The following is a 17857-nucleotide window of genomic DNA, read 5'->3' as shown; positions in this document are numbered from 1 at the left end:
ACCAAGCACATACCGCCCCACCCGCGCCAGTCCGCGTACGTGCGAGTATGGGCAGATGCGGATATCGGTGGCCGCCGACGGCAAGGACGGCGTGGCCGAGCTGGTGGTGTCGGAGCTGCGCGAGCGCGGGCACGAAGTCGTCACCCACGGCGCGCTCAACGACGGCGAACGCGACGACTGGGCGTGGGCCTGCGAACTGGCCGCGAGAGACGTGAGCGAGGGGCGAGCCGAGCAGGCGGTCGTCTGCTGCTGGACCGGCACCGGCGCGTCGATCGCGGCGAACAAGGTGCGCGGGGTGCGGGCGGCGCTCTGCGTCGACGCCTACACCGCCGACGGCGCCCGCAGATGGAACGACGCCAACGTGCTGGCGCTCAGCCTGCGGCTCACGTCCGAGGTGGTGCTGAAGGAGATCCTGGACGCCTGGTTCGGCGGCCGGCCGAGCGCCGACCCCGCCGACGTGGCCAACGTCTCCCACCTCGACGACATCTGATGGGTGAAGCGGCGCTGGCTTCGTGCCGCTTGGTGCCATGGCCGGGTTCGGCGTACCGGCGTACTCCCATGAGGAGCCTCAGAGGGCGGAAAGGTATCCAAGACCGTCACAGCAGAGCCAGCGAAATCGTCGGTCCCGCCCTTTAGGGTGCTGGGCATGACCGACGTGCTGCCCAGTGTGCTGTTGCGTGGCGGGCTTCCGTGGCGGCCCGCCGCCCCCGGCGTTCCGCTCGACATCCTGGTGCGCGACGGGCGCATCGACCAGGTGGCGCCGGCTCTCGACGCGCCCGGGGCCACGGTGGTCGACGTCTCCGGGCAGCTCGTCCTGCCCGGCCTGGTCGAGGCGCACTGCCACCTCGACAAGACCCTCTACGGCGGCCCGTGGGTGCCCCACTCCGCCGACGACACACTCGCCGGCCGCATCGGCAACGACCTGCGCCGCCGCGCCGAGCTGGGCGTGCCGAGCGTGGAGCGGATCGCCGCGCTGCTGGCCGCCATGAGCGCGGCCGGCACCACCCACGTCCGCACCCACACCGACATCGACCCCGAAGTGGGTTTACGCGGCGTGGAGGCCGTGCGCGAGGCCGCGGCGGGCTCCCTCGTCGAGGTGCGCCAGGTGGCCTTCCCGCAACACGGCCTGCTCACCAACCCGGGCACGGCCGAGCTGCTCGAAGAGGCGCTGAAGAGCGGGGTGGAGGCGGTGGGCGGGCTCGACCCGGCGGGCATCGACCGCGACCCGGTCCGCCACCTCGACCTGATCTTCGGCCTGGCCGGGCGCTACGGCACCCACCTCGACCTCCACCTGCACGACGGCGGCACGCTCGGCGCGTGGGAGCTGGAGCTGATCATCGAACGCACCGCGGCGCTCGGGCTGGGCGGCCGGGTGGCGGTCAGCCACGCCTACGCGCTGGGCCAGCTCGACGAGGCCCACCAGGACCGCCTGGCCGAGGGGCTGGCGCGGGCGGGGGTGGCGATCGTGACCGCCGCCGTCTACAGCTTCCCCGTGCCGCCGGTGAAGAAGCTGCGGGCCGCCGGGGTCACCGTGGCCTGCGGCCACGACGGCATCCGCGACCTGTGGGGGCCGTACGGCAGCGGCGACATGCTCGAACGGGCGATGCACGTCGCCTACCGCAGCACGTTCCGCGCAGACCACGACATCGAGCTGGCGCTGGAGGCGGCCACCCACGGCGGGGCGCGGGCGCTCGGGCTGGAGGGCTACGGCCTATCCCCCGGCGACCGGGCCGACCTTGTCGTGCTCCCCTGCGGGAGCCCGGCGGAGGCGGTGGTCGTTCACCCTGCGCGCACTCTGGTCATGAAGGACGGCGTCGTCCTGCACAATTGACCGGCGGGACCATCGAAAGGCAGGCAAGTGCTCTCTATTTCCCAGCGGATCGCGGCCGAGCTCGGCGTACGCGACGGGCAGGTTCAGGCCACGGTCGAGCTGCTCGACGGCGGCGCGACCGTGCCCTTCATCGCGCGATACCGCAAAGAGGCCACCGGCGCCCTCGACGACGCGCAGCTGCGCACGCTGGAGGAGCGGTTGCGTTACCTGCGCGAGCTGGAGGAGCGCAGGACGGCGATCCTGGAGTCCATCGAGTCCCAGGGCAAGCTCGACGACGAGCTGCGCGAGCAGATCATGGCGGCCGAGACCAAGGCCAGGCTTGAGGACATCTACCTGCCCTACAAGCCCAAGCGCCGCACCAAGGCGCAGATCGCCCGCGAGCTGGGCCTTGAGCCGCTGGCCGACCAGCTCCTCGCCGATCCCACGCTCGACCCGGCGACGACCGCCAAGGGCTTCATCGCCGAAGGCGTCGCCGACGAGAGCGCGGCGCTCGAAGGGGCCAGGGCGATCCTGATCGAGCGCTTCGCCGAGGACGCCGACCTCATCGGCGGCCTGCGCGAGCAGCTGTGGACCCGTGGCCGGCTGGTGTCGAAGGTGCGCGAGGGCAAGGAGGAGGCGGGGGCCAAGTTCTCCGACTACTTCGAGTTCGGCGAGCCGTTCACGAAGCTGCCTTCCCACCGGATCCTGGCCATGTTCAGGGGCGAGAAGGAGGAGATCCTCTCCGTCACCCTGGAGCCCGACGACAGCCCCGACTACGAGCTGCGCATCGCCTCCCGGTTCGGCGTCTCCGACCAGGGCAGGCCCGCCGACAAGTGGCTGAGCGAGACCGTGCGCTGGGCCTGGCGCACCCGCATCCTCGTCCACCTCGGCATCGACCTGCGGATGCGGCTGTGGCAGGCGGCCGAGGACGAGGCGGTACGGGTGTTCGCGGCCAACCTGCGCGACCTGCTGCTCGCCGCTCCGGCCGGCACCCGGCCCACGATGGGGCTCGACCCCGGTCTGCGTACGGGCGTGAAGGTCGCCGTCGTCGACGCCACCGGCAAGGTCGTCGAGACCGCCACCATCTACCCCCACGAGCCCAAGCGGCAGTGGGACCAGTCGCTGGCGGCGCTGGGCGCGCTCGCCCAGCGCCACGGCGTCGAGCTGATCGCCATCGGCAACGGCACCGCCTCCCGCGAGACCGACAAGCTGGCCGGCGAGCTGGTCAAGCACATGCCCGGGCTCACCAAGATCGTGGTCTCCGAGGCGGGCGCCTCGGTCTACTCCGCCTCGGCCTACGCCTCGCAGGAGCTGCCCGAGCTCGACGTGTCGCTGCGCGGCGCGGTCTCCATCGCGCGCCGGCTCCAGGACCCGCTGGCCGAGCTGGTCAAGATCGACCCCAAGTCGATCGGCGTCGGCCAATACCAGCACGACCTGGCCGAGTCCAAGCTGTCCCGCTCGCTCGACGCGGTGGTCGAAGACTGCGTCAACGCGGTGGGCGTCGACGTCAACACGGCCTCGCCGCCCCTGCTCACCCGCGTGTCGGGCATCGGCGCCACGCTCGCCGAGAGCATCGTGCGCCACCGCGACTCCAACGGCCCCTTCCGCACCCGTTCGGCGCTGAAGAACGTGCCCCGGCTCGGGCCCAAGGCGTTCGAGCAGTGCGCGGGCTTCCTGCGCATCCCGGGCGGCGACGACCCGCTCGACGTCTCCAGCGTGCACCCCGAGTCCTACCCCGTGGTGCGGCGCATCCTGACCTCGGCCAAGACCGACCTCAAGTCGCTGATCGGCAACACGGCGGCGCTGCGCTCGCTCAAGCCCGACGAGTTCACCGACGACAAGTTCGGCCTGCCGACGGTCACCGACATCCTGCGCGAGCTGGAGAAGCCCGGCCGCGACCCGCGTCCCGCCTTCAAGACGGCCACCTTCAAGGAGGGCGTCGAGAAGATCTCCGACCTGGCCTCCGGCATGATCCTGGAGGGCGTCGTCACCAACGTCGCGGCCTTCGGCGCGTTCGTCGACATCGGCGTGCACCAGGACGGGCTCGTTCACGTGTCGGCCATGTCGCGCAACTACGTCAAGGACCCGCGTGACGTGGTGAAGCCCGGCGACATCGTCCGCGTCAAGGTCCTCGACGTGGACATCCCGCGCAAGCGCATCTCCCTGACCCTGCGCCTGGAAGACGAGACCACCGCCCAGGGCGGCGGCGACGGCTCGCGCAGGGGCTCGGGAGCCCGCCGAGGCGGCGACGGTCCCGAGAGCCGCGGCGACGGGGGCCGCAGCCAGGGTGGTCGAGACGGTGGGCGCGGTGAAGGCGGCGGCCGAGACGGCGGACGCGGCCGCGGCGACGGTGGCGGCGGACGAGGCGACAGCGGCCGTGACCGTGGCCGTGATGGTGGCCGTGATGGTGGCCGTGATGGTGGCCGTGATGGTGGCCGTGATGGTGGCCGCGGTCGTGGCGACCAGCGAGGCGACGGCGGCGGCCGGGGTCGCGGCGACGGCGGGCGAGGCCGCGGCGACGGCCCGCGCCGCCAGGACCGCCCGGCCCCGACCGGCGCCATGGCCGAAGCCCTCCGAAAGGCGGGCCTGGGCGGCGACAACCGCTAACAGCCACAGCCCAACACAGCACGCGCGTGCCCGCCGGCCGAACTGAGCCGCCGGGCACGCGCCACCCACCCCTGACCAGCCGTGGCAGCAGCCAGCGAGCACCGCCACCCTGGTCAGAGGGAAAGCGGCGCACGCCACCCACCCCAGCCGGCCAACGCATGGACCCACCACCGCCCTGGCCGCCCGGCGCAGGAACGGCACGTCTCACCACCGACCCAGCCAGCCGGCACACCGAGCAGCTACCACCCCAGCACCACGATCCGGCCGATAGGCGACGGGCGCCACTCGCCCCCTCGCCCAGCCGACGCACCGACCGGCTGGCTCCCGCCTGGTCGCCCTGGGTGCCTGAGCCGACTACAGAGGGGCAGCCCACCCACCCCAGTCAGCCGGCGCACCCACCGGCCCCCGCCCCATCACGCTGGCCCGGCGAAGAAGTAACGGGCCCAGCCAGCCGACATAGCGGCCAGCCACCGGCCCATCTGCCCAGGACCGGTGGATGGGGTGGCCTGTGTCGCTCAATCGCTCAGGTCGGCGCAGAGCCAGCCGGATATGTGCAGACGAGCACGCACTGCCCGGAGTGCTGGCCCTTCCTCCGGAGGAGTGGGAGGTCGGTCGGAGACGCGTGATCAACTGCGCTCAACCCTGCCGGGAGGGCCCCGTGCGTCCGCTGGGGCGGTGAGGATGGGCGGTACGGTGCAAGGGTGAGCACGACTGCGTTCGACACGGCGATCACTCAGGCCCGCGACCTGCTCAGGTGGCGTTCTCCCCTGCGCACCGAGCTCTGGGCGGCCAGGCTCATGGCCGAGTTGGAGGAGGCCGGGGAGGCGGAGGCGTTCGCGCGGCGAGCAGCGGAGGACGGTCGCCTGGAGGCGCGTCTCGCGGTGGCGGCCATGGCGGTGCTCGATCATCCGGGCGAGACTCCCGTCGAAGACAGCGGCGAGGGTGGCGGTGAGCTGCCCGGGTGGGTGCGGCGGATGGGGCGCGTGACCTGCGAGGGCGCCTGGTACGGCAAGGCCGATCCCTACGGTGAGCAGGTTCTCGCGGTCCTGGCCTTCCGTTACGAGAACGGCAAAGAGCCCCACATCCTGGTCACCGGCATCGACCAGCCCCACGGTGGCCTGGCCGTGGACGCGCTGGTGGAGGAGTTGAAGTTCCTCGACGATCTGGGCCTGCGGGAGGCGGAGCCGGGGGTGGTGGCGGGCCGGATCCTGGACGCGTTCGAGCTGGGTGATCGGCTCATGGGCGCGGAGGTGGCGGAGACGTTGCCGGCGATCCGGCCGCTGGCGGTGGCCCGCGCCCGGTCCGTGCCCGGTCTCGTACGGGGTGGCGCTCCCGACGGTGCCATGGCCGCGTTCCAGGACCTGCCGGACTTGCCGGGGGCCGAGGAGGCGTTCGGGAAGCTGACCGAGTTCGTCGGGGATCGGCCGCTGTGGTGGAGTCCGGGAAGGGTGCGGCAGTTCCTGACGTCGTGGCTGCCCAGAGAGGCGATCCTGTCGCAGGAGGCGATCGAGGCCATGCCGGAGGTCGTCAGGGCGTGGACCCGGCACTGCGGCGACCAGCCGGCCGTGCTGCGCCAGATCGACGAGGACGCACCCCGCCTGCCCGTCCTCATGGCCGACGCCTCCTTGGCCGGCCTGGGCAAACGCCTCGCCCAGCAGAACCTCCCCGAATAGGCGTCCCTACGACCTCGGTACCCCGACGGCGCGACGTCGTCGTCAGGGTCAGAAGGCGTAGCGGATGCGGCAGTACGGGAGGCGGGTCCCCAGGAGGTCCGTGAGGGCGTTGACGTAGCGGCCCTTGTGGCCGGTGCGGTAGCGGACGTTCCAGCCGCCTGTCTGCGAGCGTTTGGCCTGCTGCAGGTCCGGGCGCCAGAGCACCTCCTCGGCCTTGGGGTGCCAGCCCAGGTTGACCTCGTGCAGTCGGTCGTTGTGGGTCAGGAAGATCACTTCGGCGGCCAGTTGTTCCCGGGCTTGCGGGCTCAGCCCGTCGTCCAGCTGGGTGAACAGGTCGGCCCACGACTCCAGCCAGCCGTCCCGTACGACCACAGGGCTGAAGTTGACGTGTACCTCGTAGCCGGCGGCGACGAAGTCGGAGATCGCGGCGATCCGGTCGGCGATCGGGGAGGTGCGAATGTCGAGCAGCTTGGAGTCGGCGGCGGGCATGAGGCTGAACCGAATCCGGGTGCGGCCGCGCGGGTCCCAGTCCAAGAGCTCCGGGTTGACGCATTTGGTGGCGAAGCTGGCCTTGGCCTCGGGCAGGTCGCGGAAGAGCTCCACGAGGTCGCGGACGTTGCGCGAGACGGTGGCGTCGAGGGAGCAGTCGGAGTTCTCGCCGATGTCGTAGACCCAGGCGTGCGGGTCCACCTGGTTGGGCTCGGTCTTGGGCCCCTGGCGGCCGGCGTGGCGGCGTACGTAGCCGAGGATCTGCTCGATGTTGGCGAAGACCGTGATCGGATTGCTGTAGCCCTTGCGCCTGGGCACGTAGCAGTAGGCGCAGGCCATGGCGCATCCGTTGGCGGTCGAGGGGGCGATGAAGTCGGCCGAGCGGCCGTTGGGCCGGGCCGTCAGCGACTTCTTGACCCCGAGCACGAGCGCCTCGGTCTTGATCCGCACCCAGCGCGCCACGTTGGTCTCGTCGCCGTAGAGCTCGGGGATGCGGTGGTGGCTCTCGATCTCGACACGTTCGGCGGCAGAGTATCGGGCCAGGATCTCCTGCCCGCGCGGCAGCTCGGCGGCGGCGGGCTCGACGTAGATGCGGCGGATGTCCAGCAGGTTGTTACGAGAAGTGAGCTTCATGTTACTCCTCGTCTCAGGCTACCTGCTCTGTTCGGCTGGGCACGCGTAGGCGGTTCTGGAGGCCAGGGGCCAGGTCTCGACGGGGGTGCCGCAGCGCCGGCAGCGTTCGCGTTTGTAGACCCAGCGTTCGTCGGGCGCTGTCGGGTCGCTGATCACCTGACCGGCGTCGCGTCCTATGGCGAGGTGCTTCACCGCCGTCTGCCACAGGCGCAGGGCCGCCGGTTCGTCCACGTCGCGCCGGCTCGGGTGCAGGCCGGTCAGGTAGAGCAGTTCGGCTCGCCAGGCGTTGCCGATGCCGGCCCACACGCTCTGGTCGAGCACGGCCGCCCCGACCGGTCCCTTGAACGCGGTCAGCCGCCGCACCGCCTCGCCGGAAGAGGCGTCCGCGCGCAGCGGGTCGGGGCCGAGCGAGGCGCGCAGTGCCGCCACGGCGTGCGCGTCGAGGGGTTCGCAGCGGGAGGGGGCGATGAGGTCGTACGCCACCTCGTCCGTCGCCAGCCGCAGCCGGGTGCCGGCCCGGGGTTCGGTGGCCGGGTCGTCGTAGCGCAGGAAGATGCCGCGCATCCCCAGGTGGACGTGGATCGCCAGGGGGACGTGGATCGCCATCCCCGAGTCCGGGTTCGGGTTCGGGTTCGGGTCTTCGTGCTCGTCGTCGTCGAAGTGGTACAGGAGGTGTTTGCCCACGGCCTCCACGCTCGTCACCGTCCGTCCGTCGTAGGGGCGCGCGTCGAAGCGGCCCTGAGGGCCGGACGCGTGCACGACCCGTCCGGCGAGGTCGGCGTCCTGGGCGTCGGCGTAACGGTGGATGAGGTGTCCTTCCGGCATACCCGGGCATCTACCCCGTGAGCTGGGCGGACGCGCTGGACAACAGCATGTCCAGTGCCGTCGGGTACGCGCTGTCGTTCATCGTTGCCACCAGCAGCGGCGCGGTGGCCGCGATGTTGGGGTGGGTACTGGCGGGCAGGTGGGCGTACGTGTCGCGCCACACCTCCTCATCGGCTTCCCGGGCCGCCTTCGGCAGGGCCAGGGTGGCGGCGTCGAGGATGGCGAAGGCCAGGCTCTGGTCGATGAAAGCGTGATAAATCCGGACCGCGTCCGCGTCGCGAAAGCCGGCCCCGCGCACGATGCCGAGGATCGTCTCGTCGCCGGCCACCTCGTTGGTCCGGCCGGTGACCCGGCTGGCGGTCAGCACGGCGGCCTGCGGATGGGCCAGGTAGGCGTGGTGGATGCGCAGGCCGAGGTCGCGCAGGTCGGCCCGCCAGTCGCCGGTGGCCCGCCAGTCCTCCATGGCCTGGCGGAACAGCTCGTCCGCGATGGCCAGGATCAGATCGTCCATGCCGCGGAAGTACCGGTAGACGGTGCTGGCGTCGGCACCGAGCGCGAGGCCGAGCCGGCGGGCGCTCAGCCCGTCGGCACCGTGCTCGCGCAACATCCGCAGCGCGGTCTCGACGATCAGCGCGTGCGTCAGCACCTGCCCCCGCTTGGTGGGACGGCGCCGCCTGCGGGCCGCCTCCGGCACCACTCGCTTGGCCATGAAGGCCCCTCCTTATGCCAACACCATTGACGTTGAACAGCCTACGGCCGTTGGATGGTCAGCACACCCCGAAAAATCATCTCAAAAGGGGATTTATCGTCATGCGTATCCTCCTCGTTGGAGCCGGCGGCGTGGGAACCGCCATCACCCGGATCGCCGCCCGCCGCCCCTTCTTCGACCACATGGTGGTCGCCGACTACGACCTGCCCCGCGCCAAGGCCGCCGTGGCCGCGCTCGGCGACCGGGCCGAAAGGTTCACCGCGGCCAAGGTGGACGCCGCCGACGCGCGCGCCGTCACCGCGCTGCTGGCCGAGCACCGCTGCGACGTGCTGCTCAACGCCACCGACCCGCGTTTCGTGCTGCCCCTGTTCGAGGCGGCGCTGGCCGCCGGGGTCGACTACCTCGACATGGCCATGTCGATGTCCAGGCCGCACCCCGACCGCCCGTACGAGGAGGTGGGCGTCAAGCTCGGCGACGAGCAGTTCGCCCGCGCCGCCGAATGGGCCGAGCGGGACCGGCTGGCGCTGGTCGGCATGGGCGTGGAGCCCGGCCTGGCCGACGTCTTCGCCCGCTACGCCGCCGACGAGCTGTTCGACGAGATCGAGGAGATCGGCATCAGGGACGGCGGCAACCTGACCGTCGACGGCTACGACTTCGCCCCCTCCTTCTCCATCTGGACCACGATCGAGGAGTGCCTCAACCCGCCGCTCGTCTACGAGAAGGAGCGCGGCTGGTACACCACGGAGCCGTTCAGCGAGCCCGAGATCTTCGACTTCCCGGACGGGATCGGCCCGGTGGAGTGCGTGAACGTCGAGCACGAGGAGGTCGTGCTGGTGCCGCGGTGGATCCCGGCCCAGCGGGTGACCTTCAAGTACGGCCTCGGCGAGGAGTTCATCGGCACGCTCAAGACCCTGCACGCGCTGGGCGTGGACCGCACCGAGCCGGTCGCCGTCATGACCGACCGCGGCGAGGCTCGGGTGTCACCGCGCGACGTGGTCGCCGCCGTGCTGCCCGACCCGGCCGCGCTCGGCGAGCGCATGCACGGCAAGACGTGCGCCGGCACCTGGGTGAAGGGCGTCAAGGACGGCCGGGCGCGCGAGGTGTACCTCTATCACGTGGTCGACAACGAGTGGTCGATGCGCGAGTACGGCTCCCAGGCGGTGGTCTGGCAGACCGCGGTCAACCCGGTGATCGCGCTGGAGCTGATGGCCACGGGCGTCTGGAAGGGCGCGGGCGTGCTGGGGCCCGAGGCGTTCGAGCCGGAGCCGTACCTGGATCTGCTGGTCGAGTACGGCTCACCATGGGGTCTGCGCGAGCAGTGAGGGGGCCGGGGTCCACCGGTGAAGGCGGGCGCAGGATCATGGGAGGCAGCGAACCGAACATCGGAGGTTTCCCTTGAGCATCGCCGACGATCCCGACCGCGCACCGGCCCGATCCCACCTGTACGCCATGGGCCTGTCGGAGGAGGAGATGCGCCGGCCCGTGGTCGGCATCGCCTCCACCTGGACCGGCACGATGCCGTGCAACCTGAACCACCGCGACCTGGCCGTCCAGGTGGCCGAGGGCGTGCGCGCGGCGGGCGGGCTGCCCATGGAGTTCAACACGATCGCCGTCTCCGACAACCTCACCATGCACACCCCCGGCATGCGTGCCTCGCTGATCAGCCGCGAGGTCATCGCCGACTCCATCGAGCTGATGGGCCGCGCGCACGGCTTCGACGCGCTGGTGGCCATCGTCGGCTGCGACAAGACCGTACCGGCCGCGATCATGGCGCTGGCCAGGCTGGACGTGCCCTCGGTGATCCTCTACAGCGGCAGCATGCTGCCGGGCCGCTGGCGCGGAAAGGACGTCACCATCCAGGACATGTGGGAGGCGCTCGGCGAGCGCGAGGTCGGCCGGATGAGCCAGGCCGACCTCGACGACCTGGCCAAGCACGCCTGCCCGGGTGCGGGCACCTGCGCCGCCCAGTACACCGCCAACACCATGGGCACCGTCGCCGACTTCCTCGGCCTGGCCCCGTTCGGGATCGGCGACATCCCGGCCACCGTCCCCGACAAGGGCGCCGCCGCCCGCCGCGTGGGCGAGATCGCCATGCGCGCGCTGGCCGCCGACGCCCGCCCCTCCAAGGTGGTGACCGCCGACGCGCTGCACAACGCGATCGTGTCGGTGGCCGCCATGGGCGGCTCCACGAACGCCGTCCTGCACCTGCTGGCCATCGCCCGCGAGGCCGGGCTGCCGCTGGAGATCGACCGGATCGGTGAGGTCTGCCGCCAGGTCCCGATCATCACCGGCCTCAAGCCCAGCGGCGGCGACGCCACGGCGCTGGACCTGTGGCGGGCCGGCGGCACCTCCCTGGTGGTCCGCCGCCTGCTGGAGGCGGGGCTGCTGCGCGAGAACGTCACCCTCGTCGACGGCCGCACCCTCGCCGAGGTCGCCGCCGACGCCCACGAGACCCCGGGCCAGACCGTGGTGGCGGGGGCCGACCGGCCGTTCAAGCCGCGCGGCGCGCTGGCCATCCTGCGCGGCTCGCTGGCCCCGGGCGGCTGCGTGCTCAAGCTGGGCGGCAAGGACGACTTCCGCCACGAGGGCCCGGCCCGGGTCTTCGACTCCGAAGCCGACTGCTACACCGCCATCCAGCAGGGGCGGATCGTGGCCGGCGACGTCATCGTGGTCCGGTACGAGGGCCCGGCGGGCGGGCCCGGCATGCGTGAGATGTTGTCGATCACCGGCCCGCTCGTGGGACGCGGGCTCGGCACCTCGGTCGCCCTGGTCACCGACGGCCGCTTCAGCGGGGTCTCGCACGGGCTGGTCATCGGGCACGTGGCGCCCGAGGCGTACCACGGCGGGCCGATCGCGCTGGTCCACGACGGCGACACGGTCGTGATCGACAGTGCCGCCGGCACGCTGGACCTGCTCGTCCCCGAGGAGGAACTTGCCGCGCGCCGCGCCACCTGGCAGCGTCCCGAGCGGCCGGTCGAGCGCGGCGTGCTGACCAAGTACGTGGCCAGTGTCGCCTCCGCCTCCGACGGCGCCGTCACGGCCTGAGCCCTGGACCGGACACGGGGCGCGGGCGGCTATGCTGCGCAATGACGTATGCCGCCCTCACCCTTGAAGGAGACTTCCGCGATGTACAAGGAGTTCGCTGTCGAGGCCGTGATGTGGGTCGTCCCGGTCGTGGTGCTGATCGGGGTAGCGCTCCTCGTCACCGCGTGAGCACTTGGGGGCCCGGCCGTCGCCGGCCGGCCCCCACACTCTCTCAGCGGTAGTAGCGGTAGGCGACGCTGGTCCTGGCGTAGCGGTTGAAGCTGGCCCAGCCGTCCAGGTAGTTGTTCCACTTCTGCGACAGCGCCCTCGTACGGACGGTGCAGGCGGCGTAGCGGACCTTGCGCGGTTTGATGGTGCCGACATAGTCGTAGCAGCTGCCGACAGACCTGCCGTTGACGCTGAGCCGGGCGTTGAGCTTGACGCGGTAGAGGTACGTGCGAGAGATGTTCGTGATCCGGACGTTGATCCGGCACGTGTCCTTGCATCTGCCGAAATAGACCTTGGTGCGGATCAGCTGACGTGCCGCCGTCGTGGCGGTCCCCGCCGCCGAGGCCGAGACGGACACCGGTGTGAACGACGCAGCGGTGGTCGATGCGGTGGTGGACGCGCCGGCGGGTGTGGCCATGAGCGATGTCGCGGCAGCGGCCACTAAGGCCGCGCCGGCGAGGCGCTGGAACATTGTGCCCCCAGAGTCGAAACGGCCGCTTCCCCCTCTTGGCAGCGACCCGTGTCCCTTCGACTACTATCAGGCGCTCGAGTAAAATAGTGCACGACGCGCAAGATTCGATATCGAACGGTTATCCGCTTATATCGGCTTTATGCGCACAAGTATCCGCCGCCTCAGGAGGCCCACGCCAGCAGCGGACTCCCTTCCCTGAGCCGCCGTAACGCCTGTTTCTCCAGCTGACGAACCCGCTCCCTGGTCAGGCCGAGCCGCTCGGCGATCTGGGTGCAGCTCTGGGCCTCCTGCCCGGCCAGGCCGTACCGGCAGCTGATCACGAACGCCTCGCGCGGCGGCAGCGTCGTGACCAGCGCGCGCAGCTCCGCGCCGAGCGCGCGGCGCTCGGCGAGCTCCTGCACCTGCGGCCCCTCCTCGTCGGCGATCATGTCGCCGATCCGGCTGTCGCCGTGCTCCCCCACAGGCAGGTCGAGGCTGACGGTCTCCTGGCCGAGCCGGCGCAACGCCGCCACCTGGGCCGGCGACCGCTCGGCCACCGCGCCCAGCTCCGCCTCGGTCGGCTCGCGGCCCAGCTCGGCGGCCAGCCGCCGCTCGACCCTGACCAGCCGCGACAGCTCCTCCGCCATGTGGATGGGCAGCCGCACCGTACGGCTCTTGTCGTGGATGCCGCGCTCGATCGCCTGGCGGATCCACCACATCCCGTACGTGGAGAACTTGTATCCCCGCGTGTAGTCGAACTTCTCCACGGCCCTGATGAGGCCGAGGTTCCCCTCCTGGATGACGTCCGGCAACGGCAGCCCCCGGTAGGAGTAGCGCCTGGCGGCGGCCACGACCAGCCGGAGGTTGGACCTGATCAGCAGGTCCTTGGCGCGCCGCCCGTCACGTGCGACACAGTGGAGTTCCGGCGTGCCCTCACCACGCCCGATCAGATGGCCCGCGTACAGGCCTGCCTCGATCCGCCGGGCGAGGTCGACTTCCTCCGCGGCGGAGAGCAAAGGGATTTTGCCGATCTGCTCCAGGTACATGCCGAGCAGGTCGGGCTCGTCGGCCGACATGCCCGGGCACTACCCGGTAAACGGCGGCGGATTCCCCTCTTCGTTGAGTTCGGCGATGGCCAGCTCGGCCGTGGAGCGGATGTCGAAGAACTTGTCCAGCGCGGTGATCGCGAACAGGTGCTTGCACCTGCCGTTGAGCCCAGACAGCAGCAGCCGGCCGCCCGAGGCGGTGACGGCCTTGTGCAGGTAGACCAGGACGGAAAGGCCCGATGAGTCGCAGACGGCCACCGCCTGCATGTCGATGACCAGCATCGGGGGCTGGGTGAGATCGAGCGCCTTGGTGACGCGATCGCGAACCTCGGCCGCCGACCCGAAGTCGAAGTCCCCCGTCAGCCGCGCGATGACGCAAGGTCCCTGGAGCCCGAGGCTTATCGACAAGGCCTGCTCCGAAGTCACCCAGCTCCACCTACCCGCGTTGCTTTCCCGATCCGACCACTTTACGAGAAGTAGCGCTTCGGGTTGAACACCAGCATCTGCTCAATCTGGCCATCGGTCACACCCGAGTCCAGCAGTGCGGCCAAAACGTCGTCGTGAATGTGATCGTAGCGCCAGTTCGGCGCGAGCGTGCTGCGGGTCTCCTCCCAGTCACCGCCGAAGTAGTCCATGAAGCAGGCCGCGTCATGGCTGAGGACCATGCGGTCGGCGTAGCCGCGCCCGCACAGCGCGGCGATGGTTGCCACGCGCTGCGCCGTCGGGTTGTAGACGTCGAGGCCGAACCGGTCCATGCCGAGGATCGCGCCGGTGTCGGCCAGGCGCATGAGGTAGTCGAGGTCGTTGCTGTCACCGGCGTGCCCGACGACCACTTTGCTCAGGTCGACGCCCTCCTTGGCGAACAGGTCGAGCGCGAGGAGCCCGGTGCGCTCGGTGGAGTTGGTGTGCACGGTGATGGGCGCTCCCGTACGCACGTGGGCCTGCGCGACGGAGCGGCAGATGCGCTCGACGCCGGGCGTCAGCCCCTGCGCGTCCACGGCGCACTTGAGGAAGGCCGCCTTGACGCCCGTGTCCGCGATGCCCTCGGTCAGGTCGCGGACGAAGTCGTCGATCATCGGGTCGGGGCGGTCGATGATCAGGCCCGGGCCGCGGAAGGCGTAGGTGTGGGGCAGCTCCTCGAAGACGTAGATGCCGGTGGCCACGATGAGGTTGAGGCCGGGCACCTGCTCGGAGACGCGGAGAATGCGCGGGATGTGCCGGCCGAGCCCCCACACCGTCGGGTCGACGATCGTGCGCACGCCCTTGGCGGCCACCGCGCGGAGCTTCGTGACGGCGTCGGCGACGCGCTGCTCCTCGTCCCACCAGGCGCCTCTGCCGTAGTTCTCCAGGTGCTCGGTGGCCGTCACGAAGACGTGTTCGTGCATCAGCGTCTGCCCGAGCTCGCCGACGTCGACGGGGCCGCGAAGGGTCTCGACCATGGACATGCGCGCCTCCATACCGGCTGGTCGGTGTGCGCCAAACTAAGCTCCCACCGACCCGCCGTCAACAGCCACGCCGCACGCCCTCGCCAATGTCAGCCCGCCGGGCGGGCGTGGCGGGGGAAGAGCGGGTCGGGGCGGGTCAGCCGGTCGGCGCCGACCGCCGCCGCCACGCGCGCCGCCGCGCCCGGCAGGAACGGCTCCAGCTGTACGGCCAGTTCCCGGCACGTCCGCACCAGCGTGCCCAGCGACGTCTCCCGCTCCCGCCCGGACTGCTGCCAGGGCCTGGTCAGCTCGACATACTTGTTGGCCTCCTCGACGAGCGTCCACACGGCGAGCGCCGCCCGGCGGAAGTCGAAGTCGGCCAGCGCCTCGTCCACCGCGCCGTCCACCCGCGCGAGCGGCTCTCCCTCGTCGGGTACGTGGCCGTCCAGGAAGCGGACGACCATGGTGGCGACCCGGCTGACCAGGTTCCCCAGGCCGTTGGCCAGGTCCTCGTCTGCCCTGGCGACCAGGCGCGCCTCGGTGAAGTCGGCGTCGCCCACGCGCGGCACCTCGCGCAGCAGCCACCACCGCACCGCATCGGTCCCGTACGCCGCCACGAGGGCGGCCGGATCGGCGGCGTTCCCCGACGACTTACTGATCTTGCGGCCGTCGGCCGTGAGGTAGTCGTGCACGAAGATCGCCGTGGGCAGCGGCCGCCCGGCGGACAGCAGCATGGCCGGCCAGTACACCGCGTGGAACCGGATCACCCCCTTGCCCACGAGATGCACCTTGCGCGGCTCACGCACCCACCACCGCTCGTAGTCCCCACCGTCCAGCGTGGTCCCGCCGCCGTCCGGCCTGGTGCCGCCGCCGTCCAGCGCGGTGATGTAGTTGGCCAGCGCGTCCCACCACACGTACACCACCTGGGCCGGATCGCCGGGCACCGGGATCCCCCACCCCCTGGCCCGGGCGGCGGAGCGGGAGACGCTGATGTCGTCGAGTCCGGCCGCGACGAAGGCCAGGACCTCGTTGCGGCGCGCGGCGGGCTCGATCCGCAGCCGCCCGCTGCTGATGAGGGCGAGCAGCTCGTCCTGGTAGCGCGAGAGCCGGAAGAACCAGTTCTGCTCGGAGACGCGCTGCAGCGGCGCCTCGTGCCCGTCGGGACAGGGCCCGTCCGGGTAGAACTGCTCGCAGCCCACGCAGTAGAGCCCCTCGTAGTGGCGCTGGTAGAGGTCGTGTGCGGTCTCCCGCCAGATGCGCTCGACGCCGTCGCGATGCCCCGGATGCGTGCTGGTCCTGATGAAGGAGTCGAACGACAGGGCGAGCGGCCCGCGCAGGCCCTCGAACGCGGCGGCGTTCCTGTCGACCAGCTCGCGCACCGGCACGCCCGCCGCCTCCGCGGCCAGCACGTTCTTCAGCGAGTTGTCGTCGGTGCCGGTCTGGAACCGCACCGGCTCACCCCGCCGCCGGTGGTGCCTGGCCAGCACGTCGGCCTGGACGAGTTCGAGCGCGTGGCCGAGGTGGGGCCGGGCGTTGACGTAGGGGATGGTGGTCGTGATGTACATCGGATGCCTCCCGAGGGGCCCCGGACACGACGAGAGGCCCCGGCTAGCAGGGCCTCAACGTGGACGTGGCGGTGGGACCCCTAGGGGGTCATCATCACCGCGCGGTTCGTCATGAGGACATCGTACGCCGTCGCCGCACCGCGTAGATCACCCATCCCACGGCGAACACCGCCAGCCCGGCCAGCACCGACGTGAGCGGCAGCGTGGCCGCCAGCACCAGGCACAGCACCAGCCCCAGCACGGGAACGACGCGCGGCGGCGCCCCCTCCTCGCGGCCGAGCGTGAGCGCGGAGGCGTTGGCGACGGCGTAGTAGACCAGCACGCCGAACGAGGAGAACCCGATCGCCCCGCGCAGGTCGGCCACCAGCAGCAGCACGATCACCGCGGCGCCCACCGCCAGCTCGGCCCGCCTCGGCACCTGCCGCACCGGGTCCACGGCGGCCAGCACCCCGGGCAGGTCGCGCTCGCGCGCCATGGCCAGCACGGTGCGGGAGACGCCGAGCAGCAGCGCCAGCAGCGCACCGAGCGCCGCCACCGCCGCGCCGACGGTCACGACGGGCGTCATCCAGCCGAACCCGGCCTCCCTGACCAGGTCGGACAGTGGCGCCGCGGACCTGGCCAGCAGCTCCGGCTTCAGCGCGCGCAGCGCGGCCAGGGCGACCAGCAGGTAGACGACGAGCGTGATGGCCAGCGCGATGCCGACGGCCCTGGGGATGGTGCGGGCGGGATCGCGCACCTCCTCGCCGAGTGTGGCGATCCTGGCGTATCCGGCGAAGGCGAAGAACAGCAGCCCGGCCGCCTGCAGCACACTCCATAAACCCGGCTCGACCAGCGTCGGCTCCGGCGTGTAGGAGAACCAGCTCACCACGTCGTCGCCCGCCAGCCCGGCCACGACCACCCCGGCGAGCACGGCCAGCACGAAGACCACGATCGCCCGCGCCAGGCCGGCAGAGCGGCGCACCCCGAACAGGTTGAGCACCGTCAGCACGACCACCGCGGCGACGGCGGCCGGCCGTTCGCGCCCCGGCAGCACGTAGGCGCCGAACGTGAGCGCCATGGCCGCGCAGGAAGCGGTCTTGCCGACCGTGAAGCCCCAGCCCGCGAGGTAGCCCCACAGGGGGCCGAGGCGGCGCCTGCCGTAGACGTAGGTGCCGCCGGACTCGGGGTAGAGGGCGGCCAGGCGGGCCGAGGAGGTGGCGTTGCAGTAGGCGACGACGGCGGCCAGCGCGAGCGAGACCAGCAGCCATTCGCCGGCGGCCGCGGCGGCGGGGGCGAAGGCGGCGAACACGCCGGCCCCGATCATCGCGCTCAGGCCCACGACCACCGCGTCGGTGGTGCCGAGCCGGCGCGCCAGCTCCTCCGGCATCGTCCCT

At 71.5% G+C, this 17857-nt stretch carries 15 protein-coding genes; 6 read left to right on the top strand and 9 right to left on the bottom strand.

Features of this window, described 5'->3' with window-relative positions; genetic code table 11:
* Nucleotides 1-55 precede the first annotated feature (55 nt).
* The 4 genes from AB0C28_RS38845 to AB0C28_RS38830 all read left to right on the top strand — a co-directional run bounded on the left by AB0C28_RS38845 (nt 56) and on the right by AB0C28_RS38830 (nt 6090).
* Nucleotides 56-490, top strand: a complete 435-nt coding sequence (locus AB0C28_RS38845) for an RpiB/LacA/LacB family sugar-phosphate isomerase (RefSeq protein ID WP_357847970.1) — start codon at nt 56-58, stop codon at nt 488-490.
* A gap of 156 nt (nt 491-646) precedes the next feature.
* Nucleotides 647-1831, top strand: coding sequence for an amidohydrolase (locus AB0C28_RS38840; protein WP_358080396.1), 1185 nt, complete (start codon nt 647-649; stop codon nt 1829-1831).
* A 27-nt stretch (nt 1832-1858) separates the two neighbouring features.
* Nucleotides 1859-4417, top strand: coding sequence for a Tex family protein (locus AB0C28_RS38835; RefSeq protein ID WP_358080395.1), 2559 nt, complete (start codon nt 1859-1861; stop codon nt 4415-4417).
* A gap of 701 nt (nt 4418-5118) precedes the next feature.
* Nucleotides 5119-6090, top strand: coding sequence for a hypothetical protein (locus AB0C28_RS38830; protein WP_358080394.1), 972 nt, complete (start codon nt 5119-5121; stop codon nt 6088-6090).
* A 48-nt stretch (nt 6091-6138) separates the two neighbouring features.
* Here AB0C28_RS38830 and AB0C28_RS38825 read toward each other — a convergent pair whose 3' ends face one another.
* From AB0C28_RS38825 to AB0C28_RS38815, 3 genes are read right to left on the bottom strand one after another with little or no spacing between them, the layout of a single operon-like run.
* Nucleotides 6139-7212 carry a spore photoproduct lyase family protein gene (locus AB0C28_RS38825; RefSeq protein ID WP_358080393.1) on the bottom strand — a complete coding sequence of 358 codons (1074 nt, stop codon included), beginning with the start codon at nt 7210-7212 and terminating at the stop codon, nt 6139-6141.
* Between the two features lie 18 nt (nt 7213-7230).
* The gene (locus tag AB0C28_RS38820) at nt 7231-8037 is read right to left on the bottom strand and encodes a DNA-formamidopyrimidine glycosylase family protein (RefSeq protein ID WP_358080392.1); all 807 of its coding nucleotides are present in this window, start codon (nt 8035-8037) and stop codon (nt 7231-7233) included.
* Between the two features lie 10 nt (nt 8038-8047).
* Entirely contained in the window at nt 8048-8746 is a 699-nt protein-coding gene (locus AB0C28_RS38815; RefSeq protein WP_357847982.1) for a TetR/AcrR family transcriptional regulator, read from the bottom strand.
* A 101-nt stretch (nt 8747-8847) separates the two neighbouring features.
* Here AB0C28_RS38815 and AB0C28_RS38810 point away from each other — a divergent pair, with 101 nt between their 5' ends.
* On the top strand, nt 8848-10068 hold the full coding sequence (locus tag AB0C28_RS38810) for a saccharopine dehydrogenase C-terminal domain-containing protein (RefSeq protein WP_357847984.1): 1221 nt from the start codon (nt 8848-8850) through the stop codon (nt 10066-10068).
* Nucleotides 10069-10141: 73 nt separating this feature from the next.
* The gene (locus tag AB0C28_RS38805; protein WP_358080391.1) at nt 10142-11791 is read left to right on the top strand and encodes a dihydroxy-acid dehydratase; all 1650 of its coding nucleotides are present in this window, start codon (nt 10142-10144) and stop codon (nt 11789-11791) included.
* Nucleotides 11792-12002: 211 nt separating this feature from the next.
* On the opposite strand, the gene AB0C28_RS38800 is transcribed toward AB0C28_RS38805, so the two are convergent.
* The 6 genes from AB0C28_RS38800 to AB0C28_RS38775 all read right to left on the bottom strand — a co-directional run bounded on the left by AB0C28_RS38800 (nt 12003) and on the right by AB0C28_RS38775 (nt 17850).
* Nucleotides 12003-12416 carry a hypothetical protein gene (locus tag AB0C28_RS38800; RefSeq protein ID WP_357847989.1) on the bottom strand — a complete coding sequence of 138 codons (414 nt, stop codon included), beginning with the start codon at nt 12414-12416 and terminating at the stop codon, nt 12003-12005.
* Nucleotides 12417-12631: 215 nt separating this feature from the next.
* Nucleotides 12632-13525: a sigma-70 family RNA polymerase sigma factor gene (locus tag AB0C28_RS38795; protein WP_357847990.1), complete on the bottom strand. Its 894-nt coding sequence runs from the start codon at nt 13523-13525 to the stop codon at nt 12632-12634.
* Nucleotides 13526-13534: 9 nt separating this feature from the next.
* Nucleotides 13535-13921: an STAS domain-containing protein gene (locus AB0C28_RS38790; protein WP_106249128.1), complete on the bottom strand. Its 387-nt coding sequence runs from the start codon at nt 13919-13921 to the stop codon at nt 13535-13537.
* Nucleotides 13922-13962: 41 nt separating this feature from the next.
* A complete protein-coding gene (locus tag AB0C28_RS38785; protein WP_357847992.1) occupies nt 13963-14940 on the bottom strand; it encodes a phosphotriesterase-related protein in 978 nt (325 codons plus the stop codon).
* Between the two features lie 89 nt (nt 14941-15029).
* The gene (locus AB0C28_RS38780; RefSeq protein WP_358080390.1) at nt 15030-16484 is read right to left on the bottom strand and encodes a methionine--tRNA ligase; all 1455 of its coding nucleotides are present in this window, start codon (nt 16482-16484) and stop codon (nt 15030-15032) included.
* 109 nt (nt 16485-16593) lie between these two features.
* Nucleotides 16594-17850, bottom strand: a complete 1257-nt coding sequence (locus AB0C28_RS38775) for an APC family permease (RefSeq protein WP_357847996.1) — start codon at nt 17848-17850, stop codon at nt 16594-16596.
* Nucleotides 17851-17857: the final 7 nt, after the last annotated feature.

The sequence above is a fragment of the Nonomuraea sp. NPDC048892 genome (assembly GCF_040649735.1).
In the GTDB taxonomy this organism is placed as follows: domain Bacteria; phylum Actinomycetota; class Actinomycetes; order Streptosporangiales; family Streptosporangiaceae; genus Nonomuraea; species Nonomuraea maheshkhaliensis.
The sequence above is the reverse complement of the archived record's forward strand: the minus strand, read 5'-3'. Positions and strand labels throughout refer to the sequence as shown.